Origin of the sequence: Bradyrhizobium sp. USDA 4541 (genome assembly GCF_024171085.1) — a bacterium.
GTDB classification, from domain to species: Bacteria; Pseudomonadota; Alphaproteobacteria; order Rhizobiales; family Xanthobacteraceae; genus Bradyrhizobium; species Bradyrhizobium australafricanum.
Genome location: NZ_JALJZF010000001.1, coordinates 1,255,232 through 1,280,144, shown reverse-complemented (window position 1 = coordinate 1,280,144; position 24,913 = coordinate 1,255,232). Strand labels below are relative to the sequence as shown.

Below are 24,913 nucleotides of genomic sequence, written 5' to 3'. Positions count from 1 at the left end.
GGAAGCAACCTTCGCTCAGTTGGGATCAGATAACGAGGGTCCCAGAGCTAACGGTCTTCAGCCGGGGCAGCAATGCTTCCGTCGGCGCAGGCCCATGCAGCAGGCGGCGCATGCGTTCGCCAAGCGAACCAGCCGCTGAAAGAGCAATGGTCCGCCACGTGTTGCGGCGGACCATTACGTGACGTGGAATTAGACGACGCTCAGCTTGACGTCGACATTGCCACGGGTCGCGTTGGAATAGGGGCACACATGGTGGGCCTTCTCGACCAGCGCTTCGGCATCGTTGCGCGCAAGGCCGGGCAGCGACACCGCGAGCTCGACGGCGAGGCCGAAGCCGCCTTCCGAGCGCGGGCCGATGCCGACCGTCGAGGTCACCGAGGCGTCGGCGGGAACCTTGGGACCGCCCTGCGAGGCCACGAACTTCATCGCGCCGATGAAGCAGGCGGCATAGCCGGCCGCGAACAGCTGCTCCGGATTGTTGCCGGCGCCGCCGCCGCCACCGAGCTCCTTCGGGGTCGTGAGCTTGACGTCGAGTGCGCCGTCGAGCGTCGCCGCATGGCCGTCGCGGCCGCCGGTTGCCTTGGCGCTGGTCTTGTAGAGCACGTTCACAGACATCGTGGTCTCCCTTGGTGGGTTGGGCTTGAATTCGATGACGCATGTATTGCACGCAAATAGATTGCGCACAATATAAAATATGCGGTCTCACATTTAATTGTTCGCAATTGAATCCGCGGTCCCGTGAGCCCAGAATGACCCGGAAACGAGATGGATTAGATGGGAATCATGGCCAGGAAACCGACGGCCGCGGATCAGGCGCTGCGGCTCGACAATCAGATCTGCTTTGCGGTCTATTCGACCGCGCACGCCTTCAACCGCGTCTACAAGCCGCTGCTCGACCGGCTCGGGCTGACCTATCCGCAGTATCTCGTGATGCTGGCGCTGTGGGAGCGCGACGACGTCGCGGTGAAGGACCTCGGCGAGCGCCTGTTCCTGGATTCCGGCACGCTGACGCCGCTCTTGAAGCGGCTGGAGGCGGCGGAGTTGATCAAACGGACCCGCAGCACCGCGGACGAGCGGGTGGTGCTGATCGCGCTGACGCCGCAGGGCCACGCGCTGCGCGAAAAGGCCAAGGCCGTGCCGCAGTCGATCCTCGCGGCCTCGGACTGCACCGTCGGCGAACTGATGGCGATGAAGGACGAGATCGTCGCGCTGCGCGACCGGCTGAATGCGGTGCTGGGGGAGTAGGGGCGGTCGGGGCGGTGAGAGAGCCCGGCTCCGCCCTTCGGGCTACGCCGCGGCAGCCTTCGCTCACTTCGCTACGATGGACTATCCGGGCTTGCCGAGCCGAAGCTCGCGGAGCGAGCGAAGGCTGGTGGAGCCAGGCGGGATCGAACCGCCGACCTCTTGCATGCCATGCAAGCGCTCTCCCAGCTGAGCTATGGCCCCTTATCCAGTTGGGATGATCCTGGGGGATCGATCCCGGTCCGCGCGGCCTGGACGACTCGCGCGGCAGCACCGTTGATCATAGATCGGCGCCGATCTCAAGTCTCTTCGTCGCCTCCGACGTCACCAATGATGTCGGTCACGTCCTCATCGCCCTCTTCCTCGTCGGCGATGAAGGTCGAATCGTCGTCGTCATCGTCGTCGATGGTCTCATCGACCTCGATATCGTCCTCGGATTCGGGAACCTGGGCCTTGACCTTCCCGGTGTTCTCCTCGGCATCGGCCTCCTCGAGCGAGACCATCTCCTCGGCCTCGGCGGGCTCCGGCATGTCGGCTGCGGTCGCAGGCGAACTGACGGTGGCGCCACGGCCCCGCGGCGGGGCGATCGGCGCGATCGGCACGACTTCGCCGGTATAGGGCGAGATCACCGGATTCTTGTTGAGGTCGTAGAACTTCTTGCCCGTGGTCGGGCAAATGCGCTTGGTTCCGAGCTCGGACTTGGCCACGTGGTAATCCCAGAATTTTCCTGAAAAACGGAGCTTCACTTGGCTAGTTGAGGAGCCGCTGTCAATAGCGGTCTGCGCGCATTTGACGGGCGCGTGACGCGGTGTTGCCTATGTGATACCTGCCGCGACGCGAGAGGACACAATCTTGGCCCATTCTGACACCCCGACCTCGCTGGAATCGCGCGCGTGCGGCCCCCTGGCCGGCACGGTCCGCGTTCCCGGCGACAAATCGATTTCCCACCGCGCCCTGATCCTGGGGGCGCTTTCGGTCGGCGAAACCCGCATTTCCGGCCTCCTGGAGGGCGAGGACGTCCTCAATACCGCCAAATCCATGCGCGCGCTCGGCGCCAAAGTGGAGCGGACGGCGCCGTTTACCTGGTCGGTGTCCGGCGTCGGGGTCGGCGGCTTCGCCCAGCCTGCCGCGCCGCTCGATTTCGGCAACTCCGGCACCGGCTGCCGGCTGGTGATGGGCGCGGTGGCCGGTTGCCCGATCGCCGCCATTTTCGACGGCGACGCCTCGCTGCGCTCGCGGCCGATGCGCCGCATCCTCGACCCGCTGGAGCTGATGGGCGCCCGAACCAGCGACATAAGGGAGGGCGGCCGGCTGCCGCTCACCCTGCACGGCGCCCGCTATCCGGTGCCGATCGTCTACAAGACGCCGGTCGCCTCGGCCCAGATCAAGTCCGCGGTGTTGCTGGCGGGGCTCTCCGCGCCCGGCATCACGACGGTGATCGAGCAGGAGGCAAGCCGCGACCACACCGAGCTGATGCTGAAGCATTTCGGCGCCGAGATCTCCTCCGAGCAGGAAGGCAGCCACGGCAGGCGAATCTCGCTGCACGGCGAGCCCGAGCTGCACGGCGCCAACGTCGTGGTGCCCGCCGATCCGTCCTCCGCGTCATTCCCGATCGTGGCCGCACTGATCGTCGAAGGGTCCGATGTCGTGTTCTCAGACGTGATGACCAATCCGCTACGCACCGGCCTGTTCACCACGCTGCGCGAGATGGGCGCCTCGATCGAGGAGAGCGATGTGCGCGGCGATGCCGGCGAGCCGATGGCGCAGCTGCGTGTGCGCGCCTCGAAGCTGAAGGGTGTCGAAGTGCCGCCGGAGCGCGCGCCGTCGATGATCGACGAGTATCTGGTGCTGGCGGTCGCGGCCGCCTTCGCCGAGGGCACCACGATCATGCGCGGCCTGCAGGAGCTGCGCGTCAAGGAATCCGACCGCCTTGAAGCCACCGCCGACATGCTGCGGGTCAACGGCGTCAAGGTCGAGGTCTCCGGCGACGATCTGATCGTCGAGGGCCGCGGCCATGTTCCAGGCGGCGGCCTCGTTGCCACCCATATGGATCATCGCATCGCGATGTCGGCGCTGGTGATGGGCTGCGCCTCCGATCGGCCGGTGAAAATCGACGATACCGCCTTCATCGCCACCAGTTTTCCGGATTTCATCCCGATGATGCGCGCGCTCGGAGCTGATTTCGCATGATCATCGCCATCGACGGACCCGCCGCCTCGGGCAAGGGCACGCTTGGCAAGCGGCTCGCCCACCACTACGGCTATCGTCATCTCGACACCGGCGTGATCTACCGTGCGGTGGCCTATGCGATGATTCAAGCTGGTGCCGAGCTCAGCAACGAGGTGCTGGCCGTGGCCGCGGCGCTCGAGCTCGACCCCGAAAAGTTCGGCAATCCGATCCTGAAGACCCAGAAGGTCGGCGATGCCGCCTCCGTGGTGTCGGCGATTCCGCAGGTTCGTGAGGTGCTGGTGAACTTCCAGCGCCAGTTTGCCGCCGATCCGCCCGGTGCGGTGCTGGACGGACGCGATATCGGCACCGTGATCTGCCCGGATGCCGACGTGAAGATCTTCGTGGTCGCCGACCCCCGCGTGCGGGCACGGCGGCGCACGCTGGAGGCGCGCGCCCGCGGCGAGGACGCCGACGAAGAGGCGGTGCTCGCCGACATCCTCAAGCGCGACGAGCGAGACAAGAACCGGGCGATTGCACCCTTGCGGCCGGCTCCGGACGCCCACACGCTGGACAATTCAAATCTGGACATTGAGGCCGGCGTCCGCGCCGCCATCGCCATCGTCGAGGCCGCGCGCGCCAGGCGCTAGAATCGCGGGCCGTCGCGTCGCTCTCGGCCCGAAAACCCAGCAAAATGGGGCATTTCCTGCTTGCCGAAAGTCGCATGCAGGGCTATATCAGCGCCGTTCGGAGCAGCATCGACGATGTCGAGGCCGTGTCTGAGCGGGCCGGCGATGGGTTTGAGCTATTCCTCAAACGAAACCAACGCCGCATCTGGAGGAACGCCCGCTCCCAGGTCTTGCAGTCGATATTTTCGTTTCAGGCTCCGGATCAATCATACGTACCGAACGTGCAGTCTTGTTGCCGGCCCGCTGTTGCACCTCCTGCAATGAGCGGTCGTCAGGGTTTGCGGAACCCCGACACTTCACGCACGGTGCGCCCATCAACCCGAACGGCCGGCGAGATCCCGCATCTGGAGAACAAATGGTTTCGAATTCTGCGTCTTCCTATACTCCCACCCGCGATGACTTCGCGGCGATGCTTGATGAGTCCTTTGCCGGCGGCAATTTGCAGGAAAGCTCGGTCATCAAGGGCAAGGTGGTTGCAATTGAGAAGGACATGGCCGTCATCGACGTCGGCCTGAAGACCGAAGGTCGCGTTGCGCTGCGTGAGTTCGCCGGCCCCGGCCGTGAAAGCGATCTCAAGGTCGGTGACGAAGTCGAGGTGTTCCTCGACCGTATCGAGAATGCGCTCGGCGAAGCCGTGCTGTCGCGCGACAAGGCGCGCCGCGAGGAAAGCTGGGGCAAGCTCGAGAAGGCGTTCCAGAACAACGAAAAGGTCAACGGCGTCATCTTCAACCAGGTCAAGGGCGGCTTCACGGTCGACCTCGACGGTGCGGTGGCCTTCCTGCCGCGCTCGCAGGTCGACATTCGTCCGATCCGCGACGTTGCGCCGCTGATGAACAATTCGCAGCCGTTCCAGATCCTCAAGATGGACCGCCGCCGCGGCAACATCGTGGTGTCGCGCCGCACGGTTCTCGAAGAGACCCGCGCCGAGCAGCGCCAGGAGCTGGTGCAGAACCTCGAAGAGGGTCAGGTGATCGACGGCGTGGTCAAGAACATCACCGATTACGGTGCGTTCGTTGATCTCGGCGGCATCGACGGCCTGCTGCACGTGACCGATATCGCCTGGCGCCGCGTCAACCACCCGACCGAGGTGCTGACCATCGGCCAGACCGTCAAGGTCAAGATCATCAAGATCAACCACGAGACGCACCGCATCTCGCTCGGCATGAAGCAGCTCTTGGATGATCCGTGGCAGGGCATCGAAGGCAAGTACCCGCTGGGTGCCCGCTTCACCGGCCGCGTCACCAACATCACCGACTACGGCGCGTTCGTCGAGCTCGAGCCGGGCATCGAAGGCCTGATCCACGTCTCCGAGATGTCGTGGACCAAGAAGAACATGCACCCCGGCAAGATCGTTTCGACCTCGCAGGAAGTCGAAGTGCAGGTGCTGGAAGTGGATTCGGTCAAGCGCCGCATCTCGCTCGGTCTCAAGCAGACCATGCGCAATCCCTGGGAAGTCTTCGTCGAGAAGTTCCCGGTCGGTTCGGTGGTCGAGGGCGAGGTCAAGAACAAGACCGAGTTCGGTCTGTTCCTGGGTCTCGAGGGCGATGTCGACGGCATGGTCCACCTCTCCGACCTCGACTGGAAGCTTCCGGGCGAGCAGGTCATCGACAACTTCAAGAAGGGCGACATGGTCAAGGCCGTGGTGCTCGATGTCGATGTCGAGAAGGAGCGCATCTCGCTCGGCGTCAAGCAGCTCGAAGGCGACCCCTTCGCCGAGCCGGGCGACGTCAAGAAGGGCGCGGTCGTGACCTGCGAAGTGCTCGAAGTGAAGGAGAGCGGCATCGAGGTCCGGATTTCGGGCACCGAGTTCACCACCTTCATCAAGCGGTCCGAGCTGGCCCGCGACCGCAACGACCAGCGCGCCGAGCGCTTCGCCGTCGGCGAGAAGGTCGATGCCCGCGTCATCCAGTTCGACAAGAAGGCCCGCAAGGTGCAGGTCTCGATCAAGGCGCTGGAAGTCGCCGAAGAGAAGGAAGCCATCGCGCAGTACGGCTCCTCCGATTCGGGTGCGACGCTTGGCGATATCCTCGGCACCGCGCTGAAGAACCGCGGCACCGACAAGTAAGCGTTCGCGCGATTTGAGGCGAACAATCGGGGCCCCGGCGCAAGCCGGGGCCCTTTGCTTTGGGGCATCCGTAGCCCGGATGAAGCGAAGCGAAATCCGGGACTTTCTATCCGTGCTGCTGAAGCCTCCCGGATTACGCTTCGCTTCATCCGGGCTTCTGTAACGGGCCTTGGTTAGTCAATCCCTTTTCGCGTCATCCACTCGCCGGGCACTTGCTTCTGTACGGGATCGGCGCGAAGGCCGTCGCCTGATGGGGTGCATTGAGGAGCCGGCCGGCCAATCTACGGATTGCGTGGTCGTGAGCCACTTCCCGGATGGCGGCCTGACCGGATCCATCGTCCCAGCGGAGGGACTTCGCTCGGGGAGAGCCTGGTGTCGTGGCCCGCCCGGAACCGATTGCTGCTCCTGGCTAGATGGCCTTGGTCATCGGGTTGAACGGTTTGGTGTCGGCGAGCATGCGATGCAGGATCACGGCGAGCTTGCGAGCCAGCGCTACCTTGGCCTTGCGCATGCCTGCGCGCCGGGCGATCCGCATCGCCCAGCTCTTCAATGCCGAGCAATTCTTGACCGGCTTGGTCAGCATGACGTGAGCTGCCTGGTAGAGTGCCTCGCGCACGGAGGCATCCCCGATCTTGCTGATGCGGCCGGTGTAGTCGGTCTCACCGGACTGGTACTTCTTCGGGGTGAGCCCAAAGTGGGCTCCCGTGGCCTTCGAGGAGCGGAAGCGCTTCGGGTCGTCGATCGCCGCGGCATAGGTGAGCGCCACGATCGGACCAACGGACGGCGTTGTCATCAGGAGCTTGGCGGATGGATGCGTCCTGGCGAGCTTCTGGGTGTGCTTGTCCAGGCTCTTGAACTCCCGCAGCAGCACCGCATGGGCTTGGAGCAGCGCCGCCGCGACCAACTCCAGTCCGGGATGGCCGGTCACGAGCTCGCGGATGCGTCCGGCGAACGTGCGCTCGGTGGTCGCACCGACCTTCAGGCCAAAACCGCGAAGTATGCCGCGCAGGCTGTTCTCGACATCGCGAAGCTTGGATTGCAGCAGCTTGCGCGCCGTCAGGATGGCGCGGGTCTCCTGCGCCGCGACCGACTTGCAGTGCACCGGCCGGAACCAGCCGAGCCGCATCAACTGCGCGATCCGGCGGGCATCGTTGCGGTCCGTCTTCACCGGCATCGACTTGAAGGCTTCGCGAACGTGCCGCGTTTCCAGCAGCTCGACCGCAAGCCCTGCGTCTCGCAGACCCGCATACAGCCATTGCGACAAGGGGCCTGCCTCCAGCCCGATCCGTTCCAGTACCAGACCCAGCGACCGGAACCAGGCGATCAGCGCCGCCGGCTCGCTCGCAACCTTCGTCTCGCGCAAAATCTTGCCTGTCCCATCGACAAGGCAAACGCTCGAGCATTCCAAAGACACGTCAATTCCTGCATAGTGGTACATGGTCGTCCCTTAATGATGCTTGGAGCGGGCTTGCCCGACTCCGTTGAACACCATCAGTTTGAGGGACGACCGCCTTCCAACCAACAGGCCGCTCGCGAGCGCGCTTCCAAATTGCGCCGTAGCGAGCGGGCGGCCGGCCCGTTACCCCATCTACGGATTTGTCTTCCCCTTCCCCCTGAAAGGGGGAAGGACGGGATGGGGGTCAGCCACAGGCGATGCTGCTCATGGAGAGAGCTGATCCCCACCCGCTTTGCTCTGGCGAGCAAAGCGACCTCCCCTTTTCAAGGGGAGGTTAGGGCGCGGCCGGGATCAAGCGCACGTGCACCCGGGCTACGAGTGCCTCCGAATACCGGGCCTTGTTTTCTTCATATTGCGTCGCAATTGATGTATTTGGCTAAGCTGATAGTGACGCTGCGACTGCAAAACGCGCGGATTGCGCTGACCATTTCTGGAGAGATCGGATGTCGCTGGATTCGGACGTGATCGTCGATCGTCGCCGCATCAGGCGCAAACTGACCTTTTGGCGCGTCGCCGCCGCGGTCATTGCGATCGCGGCCATCGTCGGCGTGGGCGTGGTCGCCGCCGGCGGACGCGGCACCTTTTCGACATCGAACACGATCGCGCGGGTCAATATCGACGGACTGATCCGCAGCGACCAGGATCGCGTCGAGGCGCTGGAGCGGCTCGGCAAGTCGAGCTATGCGGCTGTTGTCGTGCACATCAATTCGCCCGGCGGCACCACCGCGGGCTCCGAGCAGCTTTACGACTCGCTGATGCAGCTGAAGGCGAAGAAGCCGCTTGTCGTCGTGGTCGAGGGATTGGCCGCCTCGGGCGGCTACATCACGGCGATCGCCTCCGATCATATCGTCGCCCAGCAGACCTCGCTGGTCGGCTCGATCGGCGTTCTGTTCCAGTATCCGAACGTTTCGGAGTTGCTCAAGACTGTCGGCGTGAAGATGGAGGAGATCAAATCTTCCCCGCTGAAGGCCGCGCCCAACGGCTTCGAACCCACCAGCCCGGAGGCCCGCGCCGCGATCGACGGTCTCGTCAAGGACTCCTATGCATGGTTCCGTGGATTGGTGAAGCAACGGCGCGGCATGGACGATGACCTGCTGGAGAAGGTCGCGGACGGTCGCGTCTTCACCGGCCGGCAGGCGGTCGATCTCAAGCTGGTCGATCAGCTGGGGGACGAGAAGACCGCGATCGCTTGGCTGGTTGCCGAGAAGAAGGTCAAAAGCGACCTGCCGGTGCGCAATTACAAGCTTAATCCGCGGTTCGGCGACCTGACCTTCCTGCGCACGGCGGCGTCCGTGACGCTCGATGCGTTCGGTCTTGGCGCGATCGCGCGGCGGATCGAGCAGGGCGGCGTGGCCGAGGCGGTCGACCGGTTCGGGCTTGACGGCATGCTGGCGCTGTGGAGCCCGGCTGGAACCAACTGATCGGCTGCCAAAGGCGTGCTCGTCAGGCTATTCCCGCTTTGCGGGAATCGCCGCATGCCCCAATTGGGCTATTTGTCACGTGATTTCACGACGCCCTAAATCGATTTAGCGTCTTGACAGTGCACGGCATTTTCACGGAAATGGGTTTCCGCAAGAGCCCGGATCCCACTTTCGATGATCAAATCCGAACTTGTTCAGCGTATCGCCGAGCACAACCCGCACCTCTATCAGCGGGATGTCGAGAACATTGTGAATGCGATTCTCGATGAAATCGTCGCAGCGCTGGCACGTGGCGACCGTGTCGAGTTGCGCGGTTTTGGCGCATTCTCGGTGAAGCACCGCCCGGCGCGCGCCGGCCGCAATCCACGCACCGGCGAGCATGTGCCGGTCGACCAGAAGAGCGTGCCGTTCTTCAAGACCGGCAAGGAAATGCGCGAGCGCCTCAACCGCGACGTGACCGAGGCGGGCGCCGCCAAGGTCGATGCGCCCAAGGCTGATGCTTAAGGCCGACGCCTAAGGCGCGACGTCAGGCGTTGCCGTGTTGCGGGCGATATGCCCGCATTTGCTCCATCGCTGCGAGAGATGGTCATGCGAAAGTTCTTCACGGCAGTGGTCGTCGTTCCGCTCGGTCTGATCTTCATCATTTTTGCAGTCGCTAACCGTCACTGGGTGACGGTGTCGTTTGATCCCTTCAATTCGGTGACCCCGACGGTTGCGGTCACGCTGCCGTTGTTCGTCGTCATCATCGCCTCCGCGATCCTGGGCGTGCTCGCGGGCGGCATCGGAACCTGGTTCAAGCAAGGGCGCTGGCGCCGCGCGGCCCGGCAGCACGAGGCTGACGCCCGCCATGTCCGCGCCGAGCTCGCCGACCTCAAGGCCGCCGCCTCCCGGGACGACGCGCAGCGCCGTTCGGCCCCGGCGCAACTCGGCTTTTACGGGGCCGCCGGGCGAGACAAGCAGGGCGCGACGTTGTAGAACCCGCCCCACCGGACCAGGGTTCACCCCGGTTCCGGTCGCCCGACAACCCGTTTTGAGACCTGTTTCGAGACCATGCCCCTGCTCGTCAAAATCTGCGGCCTGTCCACGCGCGAGACGCTCGACGTCGCGCTTGAAGGCGGTGCCGATATGGTGGGGTTCGTATTCTTTCCGCCGTCGCCGCGTCACATCAGCCTCGAGACCGCGCGCGAGCTTGGCAGCCGCGCCAAGGGCCGCGCCGTCAAGGTCGCCCTCACCGTCGATGCCGACGATGCGATCCTGGAAAACATCGTCGAGACGCTGCGGCCGGATATCCTGCAATTGCATGGCAAGGAGACCACGGCGCGGCTGCGCAACATCAAGGCGAAGTTCGGCCTGCCGCTGATGAAGGCGCTGCCGGTCGAGACGTCGGCCGACCTTGCGCCGCTGCCGGGTTATGCCGGTGTCGCCGATCGCATCCTGTTCGATGCCCGCGCGCCGAAGGATGCCACGCGGCCGGGTGGCCTCGGCGCGCCCTTCGATTGGCACGTGCTGGAAAATCTCGATCTTGCGCTGCCCTACATGGTCTCCGGCGGGCTCAACGCCGACAACGTCACTGAAGCCGTCCGCGTCACGCGCGCCGGCGGCGTCGATGTCTCGTCGGGCGTCGAGCGCATGCCCGGTGTCAAGGATCCCGAATTGATCCGCGCCTTCATCCGCGCCGCGCGCGCAATCCAGCCTTCTTCACCTCTCCCCGTTCACGGGGAGAGGTCGACCGCGCAACGCGCGGGCGGGTGAGGGGCGCTGCAACGATGATCGAGCAATTGGAGAAACCCCTCACCCCAGCCCTCTCCCCGCAAGAGCGGGGCGAGGGAACGGAAACAGCGCCGCAAGCCGGCAAGAAGAACTGATGGTTCGATGAATCCAAATCTGCCCAATTCCTTCCGCAGCGGTCCCGACGAGCGCGGGCATTTCGGCATTTTCGGCGGACGCTTCGTCGCGGAAACGCTGATGCCGCTGATCCTCGATCTCGAAAAAGCCTATGCCGACGCCAAGGCCGATCCGGCGTTCCAGGCCGAGATGAATGTCTATCTGAAGGATTATGTCGGCCGGCCCTCGCCGCTCTATTTCGCCGAGCGGCTCACCGAGCATCTCGGCGGCGCCAAGATCTATCTGAAGCGCGAGGAGCTCAACCACACCGGTTCGCACAAGGTCAACAATGTGCTCGGCCAGATCATGGTCGCGCGCCGCATGGGCAAGAAGCGCATCATCGCCGAGACCGGCGCCGGCCAGCATGGCGTGGCGACGGCGACGCTGTGCGCGCGGTTCGGGCTCGAATGCGTGGTCTATATGGGCGCGGTCGACGTTGAGCGGCAGCAGCCGAACGTGATCCGCATGGAGATGCTGGGCGCCAAGGTCGTCCCGGTGCAGTCGGGCGCGCGCACGCTGAAGGACGCGATGAACGACGCGCTGCGCGATTGGGTCACCAACGTGCACAACACCTTCTATTGCATCGGCACGGTGGCGGGTCCGCACCCCTATCCGATGATGGTGCGCGACTTCCAGTCGATCATCGGCCACGAGACACGCAAGCAGATGCAGGAGGCCGAGGGCCGCCTGCCGGATTCGCTGATCGCCTGCATCGGCGGCGGCTCCAATGCGATGGGCCTGTTCCATCCGTTCCTCGACGATCCCTTGATCGAGATTTTCGGCGTCGAGGCTGCCGGTCACGGACTGACGCAGCTGCATGCCGCTTCGCTGGCCGGCGGCCGTCCCGGCGTGCTGCATGGCAACCGCACCTATCTCTTGATGGACGCCGACGGCCAGATCGAGGAAGCGCATTCGATCTCGGCGGGTCTCGATTATCCCGGCATCGGCCCGGAGCACGCCTGGCTGCACGAGACCGGCCGCGTGAAATATCTCTCGGCGACCGACGAGGAGGCGCTGGCCGCATTCCAGCTGCTGTCGCGGCTCGAGGGCATCATCCCCGCGCTGGAATCGGCGCACGCCATCGCGAAACTGTCCGAGCTCGCACCGCAGCGGCCGAAGGATCACCTGATGGTGGTCAACCTCTCGGGTCGCGGCGACAAGGACGTGCCGCAGGTCGGCGACATCTTGAAGGCGAGGAAGAAGTGACCACCCGTATCGACGCACGTTTCGCCGAGCTGAAGCAGCAGGGCCGCTCCGCTTTCGTCACCTTCGTGATGGCCGGCGATCCCGACGCCAAGACCTCGCTCGACATCCTCAAGGCGCTGCCGAAGGCCGGCGCCGATGTCATCGAGATCGGCATGCCCTTCACCGACCCGATGGCGGATGGCCCGTCGATCCAGGCCGCCGGTCTGCGCGCGCTCAAGGGCGGCATGACGCTGCGCAAGACGCTGGCGATGGTCCGCGACTTCCGCAAGGAGGACAACGCCACGCCGATCGTGCTGATGGGCTACTATAATCCGATCTACATCTACGGCGTCGACCGCTTCCTGGCCGACGCCAAGACCGCCGGCGTCGACGGCCTGATCATCGTCGACCTGCCGCCGGAGGAAGATACCGAGCTCTGCATCCCCGCGATGAAGGCCGGGCTGAACTTCATCCGGCTGGCGACGCCGACCACCGACGACAAGCGGCTGCCGGCGGTGCTCGCCAACACCTCGGGCTTTGTCTACTACGTCTCGATCACCGGCATCACCGGCGCCGCGACGGCCGATTCGAAGGTGGTCGCGGAGGCCGTGGCCCGCATCAAGCGGCACACCAAGCTGCCGGTCTGCGTCGGCTTCGGCATCCGCACCCCGGAGACGGCGCGCGCGATCGCCGAGAACGCCAACGGCGCGGTGGTCGGCACCGCGATCGTCGATGTGGTGCGTGCCAATCTCGATGCCGAGGGCCGTGCGACGCCGAAGACGGTGAGCGCGGTGGCGGACCTGGTGTCGGCGCTGGCGCAGGGGGTCCGGGGCGCCAAGCAGGCCGCTGAATAAGCCACATTTTGCGGCAACAAGGCCGCCGATGGCGGCTTGCCGGGCTCGCCCGGCCCGCCATATATCCAGCTGGTGCGGAACCGATCCGCATTTCGGAGCGAACCATGAATTGGCTCACCAACGTCGTCCGGCCGAAGATCCGCAACATCCTGCGGCGCGAGACGCCGGAAAACCTCTGGATCAAGTGCCCGGATTCCGGGCAGCTCGTGTTCTACAAGGACGTCGAGGCCAACCAGTTCGTGATCCCCGGCTCGAACTACCACATGCGCATGGGCGCGGTGGCGCGCCTGAAGTCGATCTTCGACAACGAGACCTGGTTCGACGTCGCGCTGCCCGAGGTGACGGCGGATCCGCTGAAATTCCGCGACGAGCGCAAATATGTCGACCGCATCAAGGACGCCCGCACCAAGACCGGGCTGAACGACGCGATCAAGGTCGGCTACGGCAAGTTAGAAGGTGCCGGCGTCGTGGTCGCCGTGCAGGATTTCGATTTCATGGGCGGTTCGCTCGGCATGGCCGCCGGTGAAGCCATGGTGCGCGGGCTCGAACTCGCGGTCGAGAAGAAGTCGCCCTTCATCGTGTTCGCCGCATCCGGCGGCGCGCGGATGCAGGAAGGCATCTTGTCGCTGATGCAGATGCCGCGCACCACCGTCGGCGTGCAGATGCTGCGCGAAGCGCGCCAGCCCTACATCGTGGTGCTGACCAATCCGACCACCGGCGGTGTCACCGCGTCCTATGCGATGCTCGGCGACATCCAGATCGCCGAGCCCGGTGCGCTGATCGGCTTTGCCGGCGCGCGCGTGATCGAGCAGACCATCCGCGAAAAGCTGCCGGACGGCTTTCAGCGCGCCGAATATCTGCGCGAGCATGGCATGGTCGACATGGTGGTGCACCGCCACGAGATGAAGGCCACGCTGGCGCGGCTGTGCCGCCTGCTGACCAAGGCGCCGGCGCTTGAATCCGCATCGAAGCCCAAGGCCGCGGTCACCGAGCCGGCCCAGATCGTCACGGCGCCTGAGACGGTGCCGGCCGCGCCGCACGCGTGACCGCAAGCGCCACCTCACCGCAAGCCTCGTTCGAGGCGTTGATCGCGCGGATATCGGCGCTGCATCCCAAGCGCATCGATCTCAGCCTCGATCGCATGCGCGGCCTGATGGAGCGGCTCGATCATCCCGAGCGCAAGCTGCCGCCGGTGATCCATGTCGCCGGCACCAACGGCAAGGGCTCGACCATCGCCTATCTGCGCGCGATTCTCGAAGCCGCCGGCCTGCGCGTGCACGTCTTCACCTCGCCCTATCTGGTGCGGATCAACGAATGCTACCGGCTGGGCGCCGTCGGCGGCGGCAAGCTGGTCGGCGACGAAGAGCTGCGCGAGACGTTCGAGCACTGCGAGCGCATCAACGCCGATAGTCCCATCACCATCTTCGAGATGGAAACGGCGGTGGCGTTCTGCCTGTTCGCCAAGCATCCGGCCGACGTCGCATTGCTCGAGGTCGGGCTCGGCGGCCGGCTCGATTCGACCAATGTGGTCGAGGCGCCGCTCGCCTCGGTGATCGCACCGGTGAGCATGGACCACATGGAATTCCTCGGCGACAATCTGACGGCGATCGCCGGCGAGAAGGCCGCGATCATCAAGCGCAAGGTGCCGGTGGTGTGTGCCGAGCAGGCGCCGGATGCGATGGCCGTGATCGAGGCGCAGGCGAACCGCATGCGCGCGCCGCTGCATGCGGCCGGCCAGCAATGGCATGTCGGCGTCGAGCGCGGCCGGCTGGTCTATCAGGACGAGCGCGGCCTGCTGGATCTCGCCGCGCCGAAATTGTTCGGCCGGCACCAGTTCGACAATGCGGGCCTTGCGATCGCGACCCTGCGCGCGATCGACGCATTCAAGCTCAACATCGCGGCCTTTGAAGCCGGCATCGTCAATGCGGAATGGCCGGCGCGAATGCAGCGGCTGGTTTCCGGCACTCTCGTCGGACAGGGGCCGCAGGGCTCCGAGGTCTGGCTCGACGGCGGACACAATGCCGAGGGCGGCCGCGTCGCGGCGGCTGCGCTCGGCGATCTGGAGGAGCGCGTGTCGCGGCCGCTGGTGGTGATCGTCGGGATGATGGCCAACAAGGATGCCGACGCATTCCTCGCCAATTTCGCTGGACTGACCCGCCACATCATCGCGGTCCCGGTGCCCGGCCGCGACAACGGCATGGCGCCGGACAGGCTGGCTGACGCCGCGCGAGCGCTCGGCATGCGGGTCGAGATCGCTGATGGCGTCGCCGCCGCCTTGCGGCGGCTTGCTGCGCTGGCCTACGAGGTGCCGCCGCGCATCCTGATCACGGGCTCGCTGTATTTGGCCGGTCCCGTGCTTGCGGCCAACGGCACGCCTCCTGCATAACAGGTGACGCGTCCCGGATGCGGTGCGCATGAGGGAGGACGAGCATCATGCGTTTTGCTGCGATCGCCGACATCCACGGCAACCATCTCGCGCTCGAAGCCGTACTGTCGGACATCCGCGCGCAGGGCATTTCCGACATCGTCGACCTCGGCGACATGGTGAGCGGGCCGCTCGACGCCCGGCCCACCATCGATACGCTGATGGCGCTCGATGCGGTCCATCTGCTCGGCAATCACGACCGCTACCTGATCGACCGCCCGCATGAGAAAATGGGCTCCTGGGAGCGGCTGACCTATACCCAGCTCGAGCCGCGGCATCTCGACTGGCTGCGCACGCTGCCGGCGAATTCGATCTATCGCGACGAAGTTTTCCTCTGTCATGCAACGCCCCAGAATGACGAGACCTATTGGCTCGAGACGGTGCTGCCGGGCGGCGAAGTCTGCATGTCCTCGCTGGAAGCGATCGAGGCGAGAGCGGCGGGCGTGCCGCAATCGCTGATCCTCTGCGCACACACGCATACTGCGCGCGCCGTGCGGCTTCGCGACGGCCGGCTGATCGTCAATCCCGGCAGCGTCGGCTCGCCCGGCTATCGCGTCGGCAAGCCGCATCCGCATGTCGTCGAGGCCGGTTCGCCCGATGCGCGCTATGCGATCCTCGAACAGGTCGATGGTGGCTGGGATGTCACCTTCCGCCACATCCCGTACGATCACGCAGCGATGGCGGCACTGGCGCAGCGCAATGGCCAGGCCGAGCTCGCCTCGGCGCTGGCGACGGGATGGATTCGCTGACTTGCCTAATGGATGTGCGCCTCATCCGAGACGCCGACATGCTCGCGATAGACCATCTCCCAGCCCTTCCAGCCGGTGAACAGCAGGATCAAGACCACGATGAGCGATAGCGCGAGACCGGTCGGCACGATGGCGGATGCGCCGTGCTCGAAGCGCGAATACCAGTTGTAGAGCGCGATCAGCACCGCGATGACATTGCCGCCGGCGTGCTGCCATGCATCGGAAAGATTGCGGACCTGATCGTCTCCGAGGAGATCGATCACGCCGGCGATGGCGGCGAGCGCGGCCATGATCAAGCCGATGCCAAGCAGCCAGAGCGAGGCGCTGGCCCAGAAGTCAGTGCCCGTCTTCCAGAAAGCGAGATCGGCAACGAAGGTCAAAACAAAGCATACGACTGGAAATGGAATAAGCATCGGATGGATAGGATGTCCCGCGACCTGCGCGGTTGATCTGGGGTTCGACATGGGTCCCTCCTGAGGGCCATTTGATCCCTCAACATCGACTGCCTGTCCGGGTTCCTATTCGCTGCACCGCAACGGCAGTGCCGTTATCCCCTCAACAGCTTCATCGGGTCGGCCGCCTTCTGCTTCAGTTGCTCGAACGAGCATTGCTTCGGCGCCTTGTCCGGACGCCAGCGCAGGATCGAGGTGCCGTGGCGGAAACGATCGCCACTGAAATGGTCGTAGCAGACCTCGATCACGAGCTTCGGCTTCAGCGGGCACCATTGCGCCGAGCGCTCGGTCGACCACCGGCTCGGGCCGCCCGGCGCATTCCCGGTAAAGCCGGGCTTTGCAATCAACGGCTCGAGACGGTCGATCAGCGCCAGCTTCTCCTGCTGCCTGATCGCGGAGGTGAAGCCGACATGATGCAACAAGCCATCGTCGTCATAGAGGCCGAGCAGCAGCGAGCCGACCACTTGGCGGTCGCCGATCCTGTTGGTGGCGTAGCGAAAGCCGCCGACCACACAGTCGGCGCTCCTGAACCTTTTGATCTTCTGCATGCCGTCGCGATTGCCGGCCTGATAGGGCAGGTCCAGGCGCTTGGCGATCACGCCGTCGAAGCCGCCGCCGGATCGCGCCAGCCATTTCCCGGCAAGCGCGTAGCTTGTCGTCGCGGGAGACAGCCGAAAGCTGGAATTGGATTTCAATTGCGACCTGGCGAACGCCTCGAGCTGCGGTCGTCGTTCGCTCAAGGGCTGGCCGGAAAGCTTCTTCCTGGTTGGCGAGGCCAAGAGATCGAACGCCAGAAACAAGGCGGGCGTTTCCTGTGCGAGCCGCGTCACCCGGCTGGCGGCAGGATGGATGCGCTGCAGGAGATCGTCAAAGGAGAACGTTCGGCCGTGCGGCACCACGATCTCGCCGTCGAGCACGAACGATCTGGCCTTCACGTTCAGCGCCGCGGCGACCAGCTCCGGGAAGTAGCGGGCGAGGTCTTCGCCGGATTTCGAGCGCAGGTCGACTTTGCGGCCTTCGCGTTTCAGCAGGCAGCGGAAGCCGTCCCACTTGGGTTCGTACTGCCACTCCTTCCCGCGCGGGATGGCATCGACCGAGCGCGCCTCCATCGCAACGAGCGGCGTGGACCTGGAAGCGGGCTTTTGACGCGGGGAGGGCAAGTGCCGGGACCTTCAAACGCAACACACACGGTCCCAACGCAAACGGCCGGCGAATCCGCCGGCCGTGCACGAATTTATTAATCAGAAGAAGCGGGATCAGACCGCAGCGGTGATCCACTGCTGCAGCTTGGCCTTCGGCGCGGCGCCGACCTGACGGGACGCCATCTCGCCGCCCTTGAAGATCATTAGGGTCGGGATCGACATCACGCCATACTTCGACGCCGTCTTCGGGCTCTCGTCGACGTTGAGCTTCACGATCTTGACCTTGTCGCCCATCGCGCCGGAAATCTCATCGAGAGCGGGCGCGATCATGCGGCAGGGGCCGCACCATTCGGCCCAGAAGTCGACGACCACCGGCCCGGTCGCCTTGAGCACTTCGGCTTCGAAATCGGCGTCAGAAACCTTGCCAACGGCCATGTGAGTACCTCGTTCGGTTGAGACAAAAGGGCGCGGTTGGGAATCGCGCCCAGGAGCATGGGTCAAACCTATGAACGCCCCCTTGCCGGGTCAAGCTTGCTCACGCCGACATGAACTTATGCCAGGGCAGCGTCCAGCGCGGAGGCGGAAACCTCCATGATTTCAGTCGTTTCGGTCCAGAGCAGGGCGGCCCGCACCGGCAGCTGGGGATAAAGCCTGGCGAGCACCGCGCGGTATAGCGCGAGCTGCCGGACGTAGCCCCTGGGCGCCTCGGCTGCCGTCCTGGGCGGAGCGCGGTTGGTCTTGAAATCGACGATCAGGACGTCGGTTGGCGTCACCACCAGGCGGTCGATCTGGCCCGACACCAGCGCCTTCGGCTGGCCCGGCCGCTCCAGCCGCCCGACGATCGAGACCTCGGCGCGGCTGCCGGGCGCGAACACGGCGGCAAAGCGCGGATCGCCGATCAGGCCGAGCACCTGATCGGCGAGCGCGACCTGCTCCTGTTCGTTCCAGCCGTCGGCATTGCGCGCGAGGAAGCCGAGCGCGGCGGCGCGCCGCCGCTCGAGGGCGACGTCGGGCAGCGACTGCAGCAGCCGGTGCACCAGCGTGCCGCGTTGCAGGGCGCGGGCGCGCAGCTGCACCGATTCGCCGGTTCGGATCGGATGGCTGTCGTCATCAGCCGGATCGGACGGACGCAGCATGCTCGCCGCCGATGCTTCCGGTACGGCCGGAGCCCGCAGCCAGGACGGCAAAGCGATCGGCACCGCGGCCGCCGACGCAGTCGCGCCGGTGAGATCGGCGACGTCATCCGGCCGCGAATAGCGCATCACCTTGCCGCCTGGCGTCTCCAGCTCCTCGAGCTTGAGCCCGGAATTGGCGAGCCCCTTGGTGATCAGATCGTACCAGGACGATTTCCGCACCGTGTTCATGTTGCCGGGCATGCAGCCGCCGACGATCAGCCGGTCGGCGGCGCGGGTCATCGCGACATAGAGCAGGCGGCGATACTCGTCCTCGGTGTCGCCGAGCATCGCCTTGCGCGCCTCGGCGACGCCGGGCGGATCCTCGGCCTTCTTGCCGGCCCACACCACGACGCCGGGCGCGTTCGGCGCGGCGTTGCCCTGCGGCAGATGGATCAGCCGCAGCCGCTGCGTGTCCGACGGCGAGGTCGTGGTGTCGACCAGGAACACCACCGATGCCTCGAGGCCCTTGGCGCCGTGCACGGTCATGACGCGGACCTCGTCGCGCGAAATCTCCATGTCGCGCTTCACTTCGGTGTCGGCGGCGCGCAGCCAGGCGACAAAGCCCTGCAGCGAGGCCGGCGCCTTGCGCTCGTAGCTCAGCGCAAGCTCGAGGAACTCGTCGAGCGCGTCGTTCGCCTCATGGCCGAGCCGGCGCAGGATGCGCGCCCGCCCGCCATCGCCGCCGAGCAGCCAGGCGTAGAACGCGAACGGCGTCTCCTGGGTGAAGCGGCGCTCGCATTGTTCGAGACGGCGCAGCGCGGCCGAAAATTGCTCATCGGTGGGTGCCTGCGCGGCCAGTGCCTCGCGCAGCGAGCCGCGACGCTGGTACGCCAGCTTGAATAGATCGTCGTCGTCGAGGCCGAACAGCGGGCTCTTCAACGCCACCGCCAGCGCGAGATCGTCCTGCGGCAGCAACAGCGCATCGGCGAGGTTCATCAGGTCGATGATCGCGATGTGCTCGGTCAGCTTCAGCCGGTCGGCGCCGGCGACCGGGATGCCCGCGTGCTTCAGCGCCTGGATCACCGCGTCGAAGGCGTTGCCGCGCCGCCGCACCAGGATCAGCATGTCGCCGTAGCTGAGCGGCCGCCGTCCGCCGGTGCTGCCGGTCATGGTGCCGCTGGCAACGAGGCGCTTGATCTCGGCCTGGATGCGACGCGCCAGTTTCACCTCGGGGCTGGTCACCGACACGCCGTCGAACGGCGCGCGCCAGCCCTCGATATCCTGGCGATCGTCGGCCACGGCGAGATCCCAGAGCTCGATCTGGCTGGGGCCGGCATCGGCCATCGCGTTGTGGATCGGGTAGCCGTTCTCGATCGCATGAATGCTGCGGAAGATCTCCTGCTCGCGGAACACATGGTCGACCGAATGCAGGATCACCGGCCCCGAGCGGAACGAATAGGTGAATGACACCGGGTCGAATTTCAGCCCGGCTTCCTCGAACCGCCGCTTCAGCTCGCGCCGGCGCAGGTCGAATTCGCGCGGCGCCGCGCCCTGGAACGAGAAGATCGACTGCTTCTCGTCGCCGACCGCGAACACGGTGCGCACCAGGCCGTCGCGCGCGCCGGCGCCGGAGGTGAATTCCGAGATGATGTGCGCGACGATGTCCCATTGCCGCGGGCTCGTATCCTGCGCCTCGTCGATCAGCACGTGATCGACGCCGCGGTCGAGCTTGTAATGCACCCAGCCCGACGAGACGCGGTCGAGCATCGCCAGCGTCTTGTCGATCAGATCGTCATAGTCGAGCAGGCCGCGTTCCAGCTTCTCGCGCCGGTAGTGCGCGGCGGCCGCGGTCGCGATGTGGATCAGCGCCTCGGTGCGGTCGCGCGCGACCACGGCGCGGCGGCGCTCGATCAACGGACCGAGACGGTCGACCTCCGCCTCGAACCGATGGCCCGCGACCGCATTCTTCTTGATGAAACTGTTGGTGACGACAGACGCGCGGGGGGCGCGTTCATCGGTCAGGAAGACGCCGAGATATTCGTCGACCTGGGCTGCACCGGTGAAGGTCAGCGCGCTCCGCAGCCGTTGGGCCTGCTTCTGATCCGCCTTGCTGCTGGTATCGAGCAGCATCGCCATCTCCTTCCAGCTCGCGCGCGCCAGGTTCGGCCCGTCGACGATCTCGCGCTCGACCTCCTCGATGCGAATGTCAGAGGAGACGCCGAGCGCGGCCGACATCTGCGCTGCGGCGGCCGCGGCGTTGCCGGCGGCATCGGTCCAGGCCATGAAATGGTCGCGGCTGAGGCAGGCTTCGCGGACCACCTCCTTGAAAGTGACGTCGGCGGCATTTGCCATCGCCGTCCGCAGCGCGCGGCCGATCGGACTGTCGGGAATCCGCGACGCTTCGAGGAACACCGCGAGGTTGGCGCGCTCCATCATCTCGTTCTGGTCGCGATCGTCGAGCACGGCAAAGCGCGCCGGCACGTTGGCCTCGAACGGAAACTGCTGCAGCAGGCGGGTGCACAGCGCGTGGATGGTCTGCACCTTCAAGCCGCCGGGGGTCTCCAGCGCGCAGGCAAACAGTTTGCGCGCCTCGCGCCGCAACGTGGCGGAAGGATGCGCAATGCCGGCCTCGCGGATCGCGGCGTCGAGCCCGGCGTCGTCGAGCGTCACCCAATGGCCGAGCGTCGTGAACACGCGCTCGGCCATGTTCGCGGCAGCCGCCTTGGTGAAGGTGATGCAGAGGATCTTTTCCGGCGGCACTCCCGACAGCAGCAGGCGGATGACGCGCTGCACCAGCACATGGGTCTTGCCCGAGCCGGCGTTGGCCGACACGAAGGTCGACGCTTTCGGATCGGACGCGCGCGCCTGCGCGTCGCGCACGGCGGGCGGAATCGGACGGGGCGCCTTCACCATTCCTCGATCCCCAGGCCGCCGGCGGCGGACCATTCCTTGATGCGTGCGAGGTCGTCATAGGCGCCGTAGCGGTTCGCCCACATCGAGAGGTTCAGCGAGGTGTAGGCCTGCTGCTCGTCGTCGAAGGCGCGGATCAGGGCCTCGAGCTTGCGCCGCGCGCTGTCGGCGGCCTCATCGGGCGGCTGCGGCGTGTCGTTGGTCTTGATCTTCAGCTCCAGCGAACGCTGCTCGCCCGGCGGATTGTTGCCGCTCAGCCTGACATAGACGAGGTCGCCGACCGAGGAGTCGGCCGGGATGTCGGCGAAGCCGCCCTCGCGCAGGATCGCGGCTTCCAGGGTGAGCTGCGGCGACAGGCCCATGCGCACCTGCTTGCCAGTCGGCGGCTGGCCGGTCTTGTAGTCGAGGATCGCAAAGCTGCCGTCATCGCGCCGCTCGATGCGGTCGGCGCGCGCCGAGAGCGTGAAGGTCCTGGCATCGTCGAGCGGGATGCCGATCTCGCCGCGGATCTCGGCCTTGATGGCCTCGATCTGGCCGCGCCGGGCCTGCTCCCATTCGGCAAACCATGTTGCGATGCGCTGGAAGCGCGGCCACCACAGCGCTCGCGCCTCGGGCCGCTCCATCAGCGGCGCAAAATATTTGGCCCCGATCTCGCGCAACGTGAGCAGGGTGTTGGCAGGCAGCGCGTCGGCATAGACCTGCGTGAACTCGCCGAGCGCCTCGTGGATCGCCGAGCCGCGATCGGCCGCCGACAACGGCATGTCGACGGGGTCGAGCGGATCGAGCCGCAGGATGTAGCGCGCATAGATCGTGTAGGGATCGCGCAGCCAGTCCTCGATCGCGGTGACAGACATCTTCAGCGGACGTGCCTCGCGCGGCGGCCGCGGCTCCGGCTGCGGGATCGGCTCGACCTTGTCGGGCCGGTCGAGCTCGGCGGCATATTGCACGTAAGTTTCGCCGGCCGATGTCGCGGCCTTCCAGCGCGCCTCGCCGGCGACCGCTTCGAGCCGATGCAGGAAGCGCGAGGCGACCGCCGGCGCACCGCCGACTTTTGCGGCGTGGGTGAGGATCACCTCGTCATGGCCGAGCAGCTGCGCAAAGTCGTGCGCGGAAAGGCCGATGCGGCGCTCGGGAAGGTCGAGCCCGAGCTCGTGCCGCATCGGCCGGCTCAGCCACGGATCGATCCGCGGCGCCGGCGGCCAGACGCCCTCGACCAGGCCGCCGAGGATGACGCGATCGGATTCGGTTAGACGGGCTTCGAGCTGGCCGAAGATGTTGAGCTGCGCGCGCGCCGATTCCGGCCGCCGCACCATGCGGTCGGCGAACGCGGTCTGGAACACCTCGGGATAATCGGCGAGCGGCGTCATCAGCCCGCTCGGCTGCTGCTTGGCGAGCAGCTCGTCGAACGCAGACGCCAGCGACGCACCGGCGCGCTCCTCGAACACGACGGCAACGCCGTTCTGGTCGCCGGACAGCGCGATCAGGGCCTCGCGGTGGCGCGCGGCCAGCTCCGCGAAATCATAGGGTTTTGACGACGCCATGCCTTCGAGTGGCGCCAGCGCCGCCTGCAATCTGGCGATCAGGTCCTGCGCCCGGTTGAGCTCGTTGTCGCGCAGCCGGGCGCGCGGCTCCATGGCGTGCAGCGACGAGGTCTCGCCGCCGTGCAGTTTGACCAGCTCGGCGCGGAAGCGCGCGAAGTCGCGGGCGAGGCCGCCGGTCCCGGCTTGCGGCCGCGTGCCGCGGAGCAGCGCGATCTCCAGCACCTCGATCGCGCGCCGCAGCGCGCCACGCGAACCGCCGAGCCGGAACAGCGGATGCTTGAGCAGCGCGAGCAGCGTCGGCGGCTCCAGCCCCTTGGCCGCCGCCTCCGCGGTCAGGCGGGCGAACACGCCGGCCGGCGTCTCGATCAGCGCATCGCCGCCGGAATCGTCGAACTCGAGCTTCCAGCGCGTCAGCGACGCCATCACGCGGCGCGCCAGCGCGCGATCCGGCGTCACCAGCGCGGCCGATTTGCCGAGATGCCGCGCCTCGCGCATCGCCACCGCGATCGCCAGCGCCTCCATTTCCGGATTGGGCGCCTCGACCACGGTGAGGTTGGTCATCCCGGCGGAAATCCGCGCCACGATCTCCGGCCGTTCCAGCCGGTCGTGCCACTGCGCGGTCGCGGTCGAGGGACGCATCGTCTCCGACACCAGCACCTCGCGGCCGAGCGGCGCCGGCTCGGCAAGGCTCTCGACGTCGCGGCGCTTGATGCCGAAGCGGTCGAGCAAGGCGTGCATCGCGAATTGCGGATGGTTCGACGAGGGCGGCGTTACGAACCTGCCGTCGTCGCCGCGCTCGCCGCCGATCGTGTCCCAGGAGTCCTCGTCGAGATCGGTGTCGAGCCCGGGCAGCACCACAGCACCGTTCGGCAGCTTCGCCACCGCGTGCAGGAATTTCGCCGTCGCCGGCATCGAGCCGGTCGAACCGGCCGCGATCACCGGGCCCGCGTGGTGCGCGGTCAGCCGCGCCGCCTCCGCCTCGATCAGCAGATCGCGGCGCGCGGCGGGTTCGATCCGGCCGATCTCCTTGAGGTAGCTGGGCCAGGCGTCGCGCGCGATCCGCAGGAAGTCGAGCGAGTGCTGCCAGTATTTGTCGAGCTGGTCCGGCACCAGGCGGTCGAGCGCGCGCCAGTCGACGCCGCGCGTCACCATGTCGTCCATCAGCCGCGCCAGACCGCCGGCGAGTTGCAGCGTCGAGGCCGGCCCGCCGACCACCAGCGGCGCCGATACCGGCGTCTTCGCCCAGGCGGCGACCAGATGCGCCAGCGTCAGCCGGCGCTCGAGCTCGCCCAGCCTTGGCGGAATCTCCAGCGGCGCGGCGCCGCCGACGTCCTCGCTTTGGTCGGCGAAGGCGAGTTCGTCCTCATCGATGTCGCCAAGCGCGACGATGCGCGGCAGCACGGCGGCGTCCGACTCGAGCACATCGAGGAAGATTTCCCGCGCCAGCCGCCCGGCACGGCGGGTCGGCAGATACAGCGTGGCGTTGGCGAGCCTTGCCGGATCGCTCTGCGCCTCAAATCCCGCGACCAGCCGGCCATCGACCAGCGCCGAGATGACGGTCCGCAGGAACGGCGCAGAAACGGGAACACTGAAGACGCGCATGGGCTGCCTGATTCG

The 24,913-nt window shown here is 66.2% G+C and carries 21 protein-coding genes and 1 tRNA gene; 13 read left to right on the top strand and 9 right to left on the bottom strand.

Translation table 11 applies throughout. The features are described 5' to 3' along the window. Positions 1 to 189: 189 nt before the first annotated feature. Positions 190 to 615 carry an organic hydroperoxide resistance protein gene (locus tag J2R80_RS06010; RefSeq protein ID WP_076833862.1) on the bottom strand — a complete coding sequence of 142 codons (426 nt, stop codon included), beginning with the start codon at positions 613 to 615 and terminating at the stop codon, positions 190 to 192. Positions 616 to 783: 168 nt separating this feature from the next. Here J2R80_RS06010 and J2R80_RS06005 point away from each other — a divergent pair, with 168 nt between their 5' ends. Further along, positions 784 to 1,245 carry a MarR family winged helix-turn-helix transcriptional regulator gene (locus J2R80_RS06005; protein WP_057020441.1) on the top strand — a complete coding sequence of 154 codons (462 nt, stop codon included), beginning with the start codon at positions 784 to 786 and terminating at the stop codon, positions 1,243 to 1,245. A gap of 125 nt (positions 1,246 to 1,370) precedes the next feature. On the opposite strand, the gene J2R80_RS06000 is transcribed toward J2R80_RS06005, so the two are convergent. Together J2R80_RS06000 and J2R80_RS05995 are read right to left on the bottom strand one after the other, a co-directional pair. After that, positions 1,371 to 1,446, bottom strand: a tRNA-Ala gene (locus tag J2R80_RS06000). Positions 1,447 to 1,541: 95 nt separating this feature from the next. Continuing rightward, complete coding sequence (locus J2R80_RS05995; RefSeq protein ID WP_057020408.1) at positions 1,542 to 1,949, bottom strand: TIGR02300 family protein; 408 nt, start codon at positions 1,947 to 1,949, stop codon at positions 1,542 to 1,544. 145 nt (positions 1,950 to 2,094) lie between these two features. Between J2R80_RS05995 and aroA the strand changes: the two genes are divergently transcribed. From aroA to rpsA, 3 genes are all read left to right on the top strand, one after another. Next, positions 2,095 to 3,432 (top strand): 3-phosphoshikimate 1-carboxyvinyltransferase, encoded by a 1,338-nt coding sequence (gene aroA / locus J2R80_RS05990; protein ID WP_253588355.1) that lies wholly within the window; start codon positions 2,095 to 2,097, stop codon positions 3,430 to 3,432. Continuing rightward, complete coding sequence (gene cmk / locus J2R80_RS05985) at positions 3,429 to 4,058, top strand: (d)CMP kinase (RefSeq protein WP_057020410.1); 630 nt, start codon at positions 3,429 to 3,431, stop codon at positions 4,056 to 4,058. Before aroA ends, cmk begins: the two co-directional genes overlap by 4 nt. Positions 4,059 to 4,452: 394 nt before the next feature. Further along, a complete protein-coding gene (rpsA, locus tag J2R80_RS05980) occupies positions 4,453 to 6,162 on the top strand; it encodes a 30S ribosomal protein S1 (protein ID WP_028337539.1) in 1,710 nt (569 codons plus the stop codon). Positions 6,163 to 6,571: 409 nt separating this feature from the next. On the opposite strand, the gene J2R80_RS05975 is transcribed toward rpsA, so the two are convergent. Next, positions 6,572 to 7,600, bottom strand: a complete 1,029-nt coding sequence (locus tag J2R80_RS05975; protein ID WP_057016162.1) for an IS110 family transposase — start codon at positions 7,598 to 7,600, stop codon at positions 6,572 to 6,574. A 461-nt stretch (positions 7,601 to 8,061) separates the two neighbouring features. On the opposite strand from J2R80_RS05975, the gene sppA reads away from it, so the two are divergent. From sppA to J2R80_RS05930, 9 genes are all read left to right on the top strand, one after another. Then, positions 8,062 to 9,039 (top strand): signal peptide peptidase SppA, encoded by a 978-nt coding sequence (sppA, locus tag J2R80_RS05970; RefSeq protein ID WP_057020411.1) that lies wholly within the window; start codon positions 8,062 to 8,064, stop codon positions 9,037 to 9,039. 174 nt (positions 9,040 to 9,213) lie between these two features. After that, positions 9,214 to 9,543: an integration host factor subunit beta gene (locus J2R80_RS05965; protein WP_016847379.1), complete on the top strand. Its 330-nt coding sequence runs from the start codon at positions 9,214 to 9,216 to the stop codon at positions 9,541 to 9,543. Positions 9,544 to 9,627: 84 nt separating this feature from the next. Continuing rightward, entirely contained in the window at positions 9,628 to 10,014 is a 387-nt protein-coding gene (locus J2R80_RS05960; RefSeq protein ID WP_057020442.1) for a lipopolysaccharide assembly LapA domain-containing protein, read from the top strand. Between the two features lie 75 nt (positions 10,015 to 10,089). Then, on the top strand, positions 10,090 to 10,791 hold the full coding sequence (locus J2R80_RS05955; protein WP_253638181.1) for a phosphoribosylanthranilate isomerase: 702 nt from the start codon (positions 10,090 to 10,092) through the stop codon (positions 10,789 to 10,791). A 120-nt stretch (positions 10,792 to 10,911) separates the two neighbouring features. After that, positions 10,912 to 12,129 carry a tryptophan synthase subunit beta gene (gene trpB / locus J2R80_RS05950; RefSeq protein ID WP_057020413.1) on the top strand — a complete coding sequence of 406 codons (1,218 nt, stop codon included), beginning with the start codon at positions 10,912 to 10,914 and terminating at the stop codon, positions 12,127 to 12,129. Then, complete coding sequence (trpA, locus tag J2R80_RS05945) at positions 12,126 to 12,962, top strand: tryptophan synthase subunit alpha (RefSeq protein ID WP_057020414.1); 837 nt, start codon at positions 12,126 to 12,128, stop codon at positions 12,960 to 12,962. Before trpB ends, trpA begins: the two co-directional genes overlap by 4 nt. Positions 12,963 to 13,066: 104 nt before the next feature. Then, positions 13,067 to 14,008 (top strand): acetyl-CoA carboxylase, carboxyltransferase subunit beta, encoded by a 942-nt coding sequence (accD, locus tag J2R80_RS05940; RefSeq protein ID WP_057020415.1) that lies wholly within the window; start codon positions 13,067 to 13,069, stop codon positions 14,006 to 14,008. 95 nt (positions 14,009 to 14,103) lie between these two features. Next, positions 14,104 to 15,348: a folylpolyglutamate synthase/dihydrofolate synthase family protein gene (locus J2R80_RS05935; RefSeq protein ID WP_253640936.1), complete on the top strand. Its 1,245-nt coding sequence runs from the start codon at positions 14,104 to 14,106 to the stop codon at positions 15,346 to 15,348. 47 nt (positions 15,349 to 15,395) lie between these two features. After that, complete coding sequence (locus tag J2R80_RS05930) at positions 15,396 to 16,136, top strand: metallophosphoesterase (RefSeq protein WP_057020417.1); 741 nt, start codon at positions 15,396 to 15,398, stop codon at positions 16,134 to 16,136. Between the two features lie 5 nt (positions 16,137 to 16,141). Here the strand turns inward: J2R80_RS05930 and J2R80_RS05925 are convergent, their stop codons facing one another. From J2R80_RS05925 to addB, 5 genes are all read right to left on the bottom strand, one after another. Beyond that, positions 16,142 to 16,600 carry a DUF2231 domain-containing protein gene (locus J2R80_RS05925; protein ID WP_057020418.1) on the bottom strand — a complete coding sequence of 153 codons (459 nt, stop codon included), beginning with the start codon at positions 16,598 to 16,600 and terminating at the stop codon, positions 16,142 to 16,144. Positions 16,601 to 16,683: 83 nt separating this feature from the next. Then, a complete protein-coding gene (locus J2R80_RS05920; protein ID WP_256527813.1) occupies positions 16,684 to 17,748 on the bottom strand; it encodes an ATP-dependent DNA ligase in 1,065 nt (354 codons plus the stop codon). Between the two features lie 96 nt (positions 17,749 to 17,844). Further along, on the bottom strand, positions 17,845 to 18,165 hold the full coding sequence (trxA, locus tag J2R80_RS05915; protein WP_016847387.1) for a thioredoxin: 321 nt from the start codon (positions 18,163 to 18,165) through the stop codon (positions 17,845 to 17,847). 116 nt (positions 18,166 to 18,281) lie between these two features. Beyond that, on the bottom strand, positions 18,282 to 21,758 hold the full coding sequence (gene addA, locus J2R80_RS05910) for a double-strand break repair helicase AddA (RefSeq protein ID WP_253638180.1): 3,477 nt from the start codon (positions 21,756 to 21,758) through the stop codon (positions 18,282 to 18,284). Further along, on the bottom strand, positions 21,752 to 24,898 hold the full coding sequence (gene addB, locus J2R80_RS05905; RefSeq protein ID WP_253638179.1) for a double-strand break repair protein AddB: 3,147 nt from the start codon (positions 24,896 to 24,898) through the stop codon (positions 21,752 to 21,754). Before addB ends, addA begins: the two co-directional genes overlap by 7 nt. Positions 24,899 to 24,913 lie beyond the last annotated feature (15 nt).

Excerpts from the sequence above, each read along its gene's own strand:
- J2R80_RS06010 (WP_076833862.1), bottom strand. The coding sequence starts at position 615 with ATGTCTGTGAACGTGCTCTACAAGACCAGCGCCAAGGCAACCGGCGGC.
- J2R80_RS06005 (WP_057020441.1), top strand. The coding sequence starts at position 784 with ATGGCCAGGAAACCGACGGCCGCGGATCAGGCGCTGCGGCTCGACAAT.
- cmk (WP_057020410.1), top strand. The coding sequence starts at position 3,429 with ATGATCATCGCCATCGACGGACCCGCCGCCTCGGGCAAGGGCACGCTT.
- rpsA (WP_028337539.1), top strand. The coding sequence starts at position 4,453 with ATGGTTTCGAATTCTGCGTCTTCCTATACTCCCACCCGCGATGACTTC.
- J2R80_RS05975 (WP_057016162.1), bottom strand. The coding sequence starts at position 7,600 with ATGTACCACTATGCAGGAATTGACGTGTCTTTGGAATGCTCGAGCGTT.
- sppA (WP_057020411.1), top strand. The coding sequence starts at position 8,062 with ATGTCGCTGGATTCGGACGTGATCGTCGATCGTCGCCGCATCAGGCGC.
- J2R80_RS05965 (WP_016847379.1), top strand. The coding sequence starts at position 9,214 with ATGATCAAATCCGAACTTGTTCAGCGTATCGCCGAGCACAACCCGCAC.
- J2R80_RS05960 (WP_057020442.1), top strand. The coding sequence starts at position 9,628 with ATGCGAAAGTTCTTCACGGCAGTGGTCGTCGTTCCGCTCGGTCTGATC.
- J2R80_RS05955 (WP_253638181.1), top strand. The coding sequence starts at position 10,090 with ATGCCCCTGCTCGTCAAAATCTGCGGCCTGTCCACGCGCGAGACGCTC.
- trpB (WP_057020413.1), top strand. The coding sequence starts at position 10,912 with ATGAATCCAAATCTGCCCAATTCCTTCCGCAGCGGTCCCGACGAGCGC.
- accD (WP_057020415.1), top strand. The coding sequence starts at position 13,067 with ATGAATTGGCTCACCAACGTCGTCCGGCCGAAGATCCGCAACATCCTG.
- J2R80_RS05935 (WP_253640936.1), top strand. The coding sequence starts at position 14,104 with ATGCGCGGCCTGATGGAGCGGCTCGATCATCCCGAGCGCAAGCTGCCG.
- J2R80_RS05930 (WP_057020417.1), top strand. The coding sequence starts at position 15,396 with ATGCGTTTTGCTGCGATCGCCGACATCCACGGCAACCATCTCGCGCTC.
- J2R80_RS05925 (WP_057020418.1), bottom strand. The coding sequence starts at position 16,600 with ATGTCGAACCCCAGATCAACCGCGCAGGTCGCGGGACATCCTATCCAT.
- trxA (WP_016847387.1), bottom strand. The coding sequence starts at position 18,165 with ATGGCCGTTGGCAAGGTTTCTGACGCCGATTTCGAAGCCGAAGTGCTC.
- addA (WP_253638180.1), bottom strand. The coding sequence starts at position 21,758 with ATGGTGAAGGCGCCCCGTCCGATTCCGCCCGCCGTGCGCGACGCGCAG.
- addB (WP_253638179.1), bottom strand. The coding sequence starts at position 24,898 with ATGCGCGTCTTCAGTGTTCCCGTTTCTGCGCCGTTCCTGCGGACCGTC.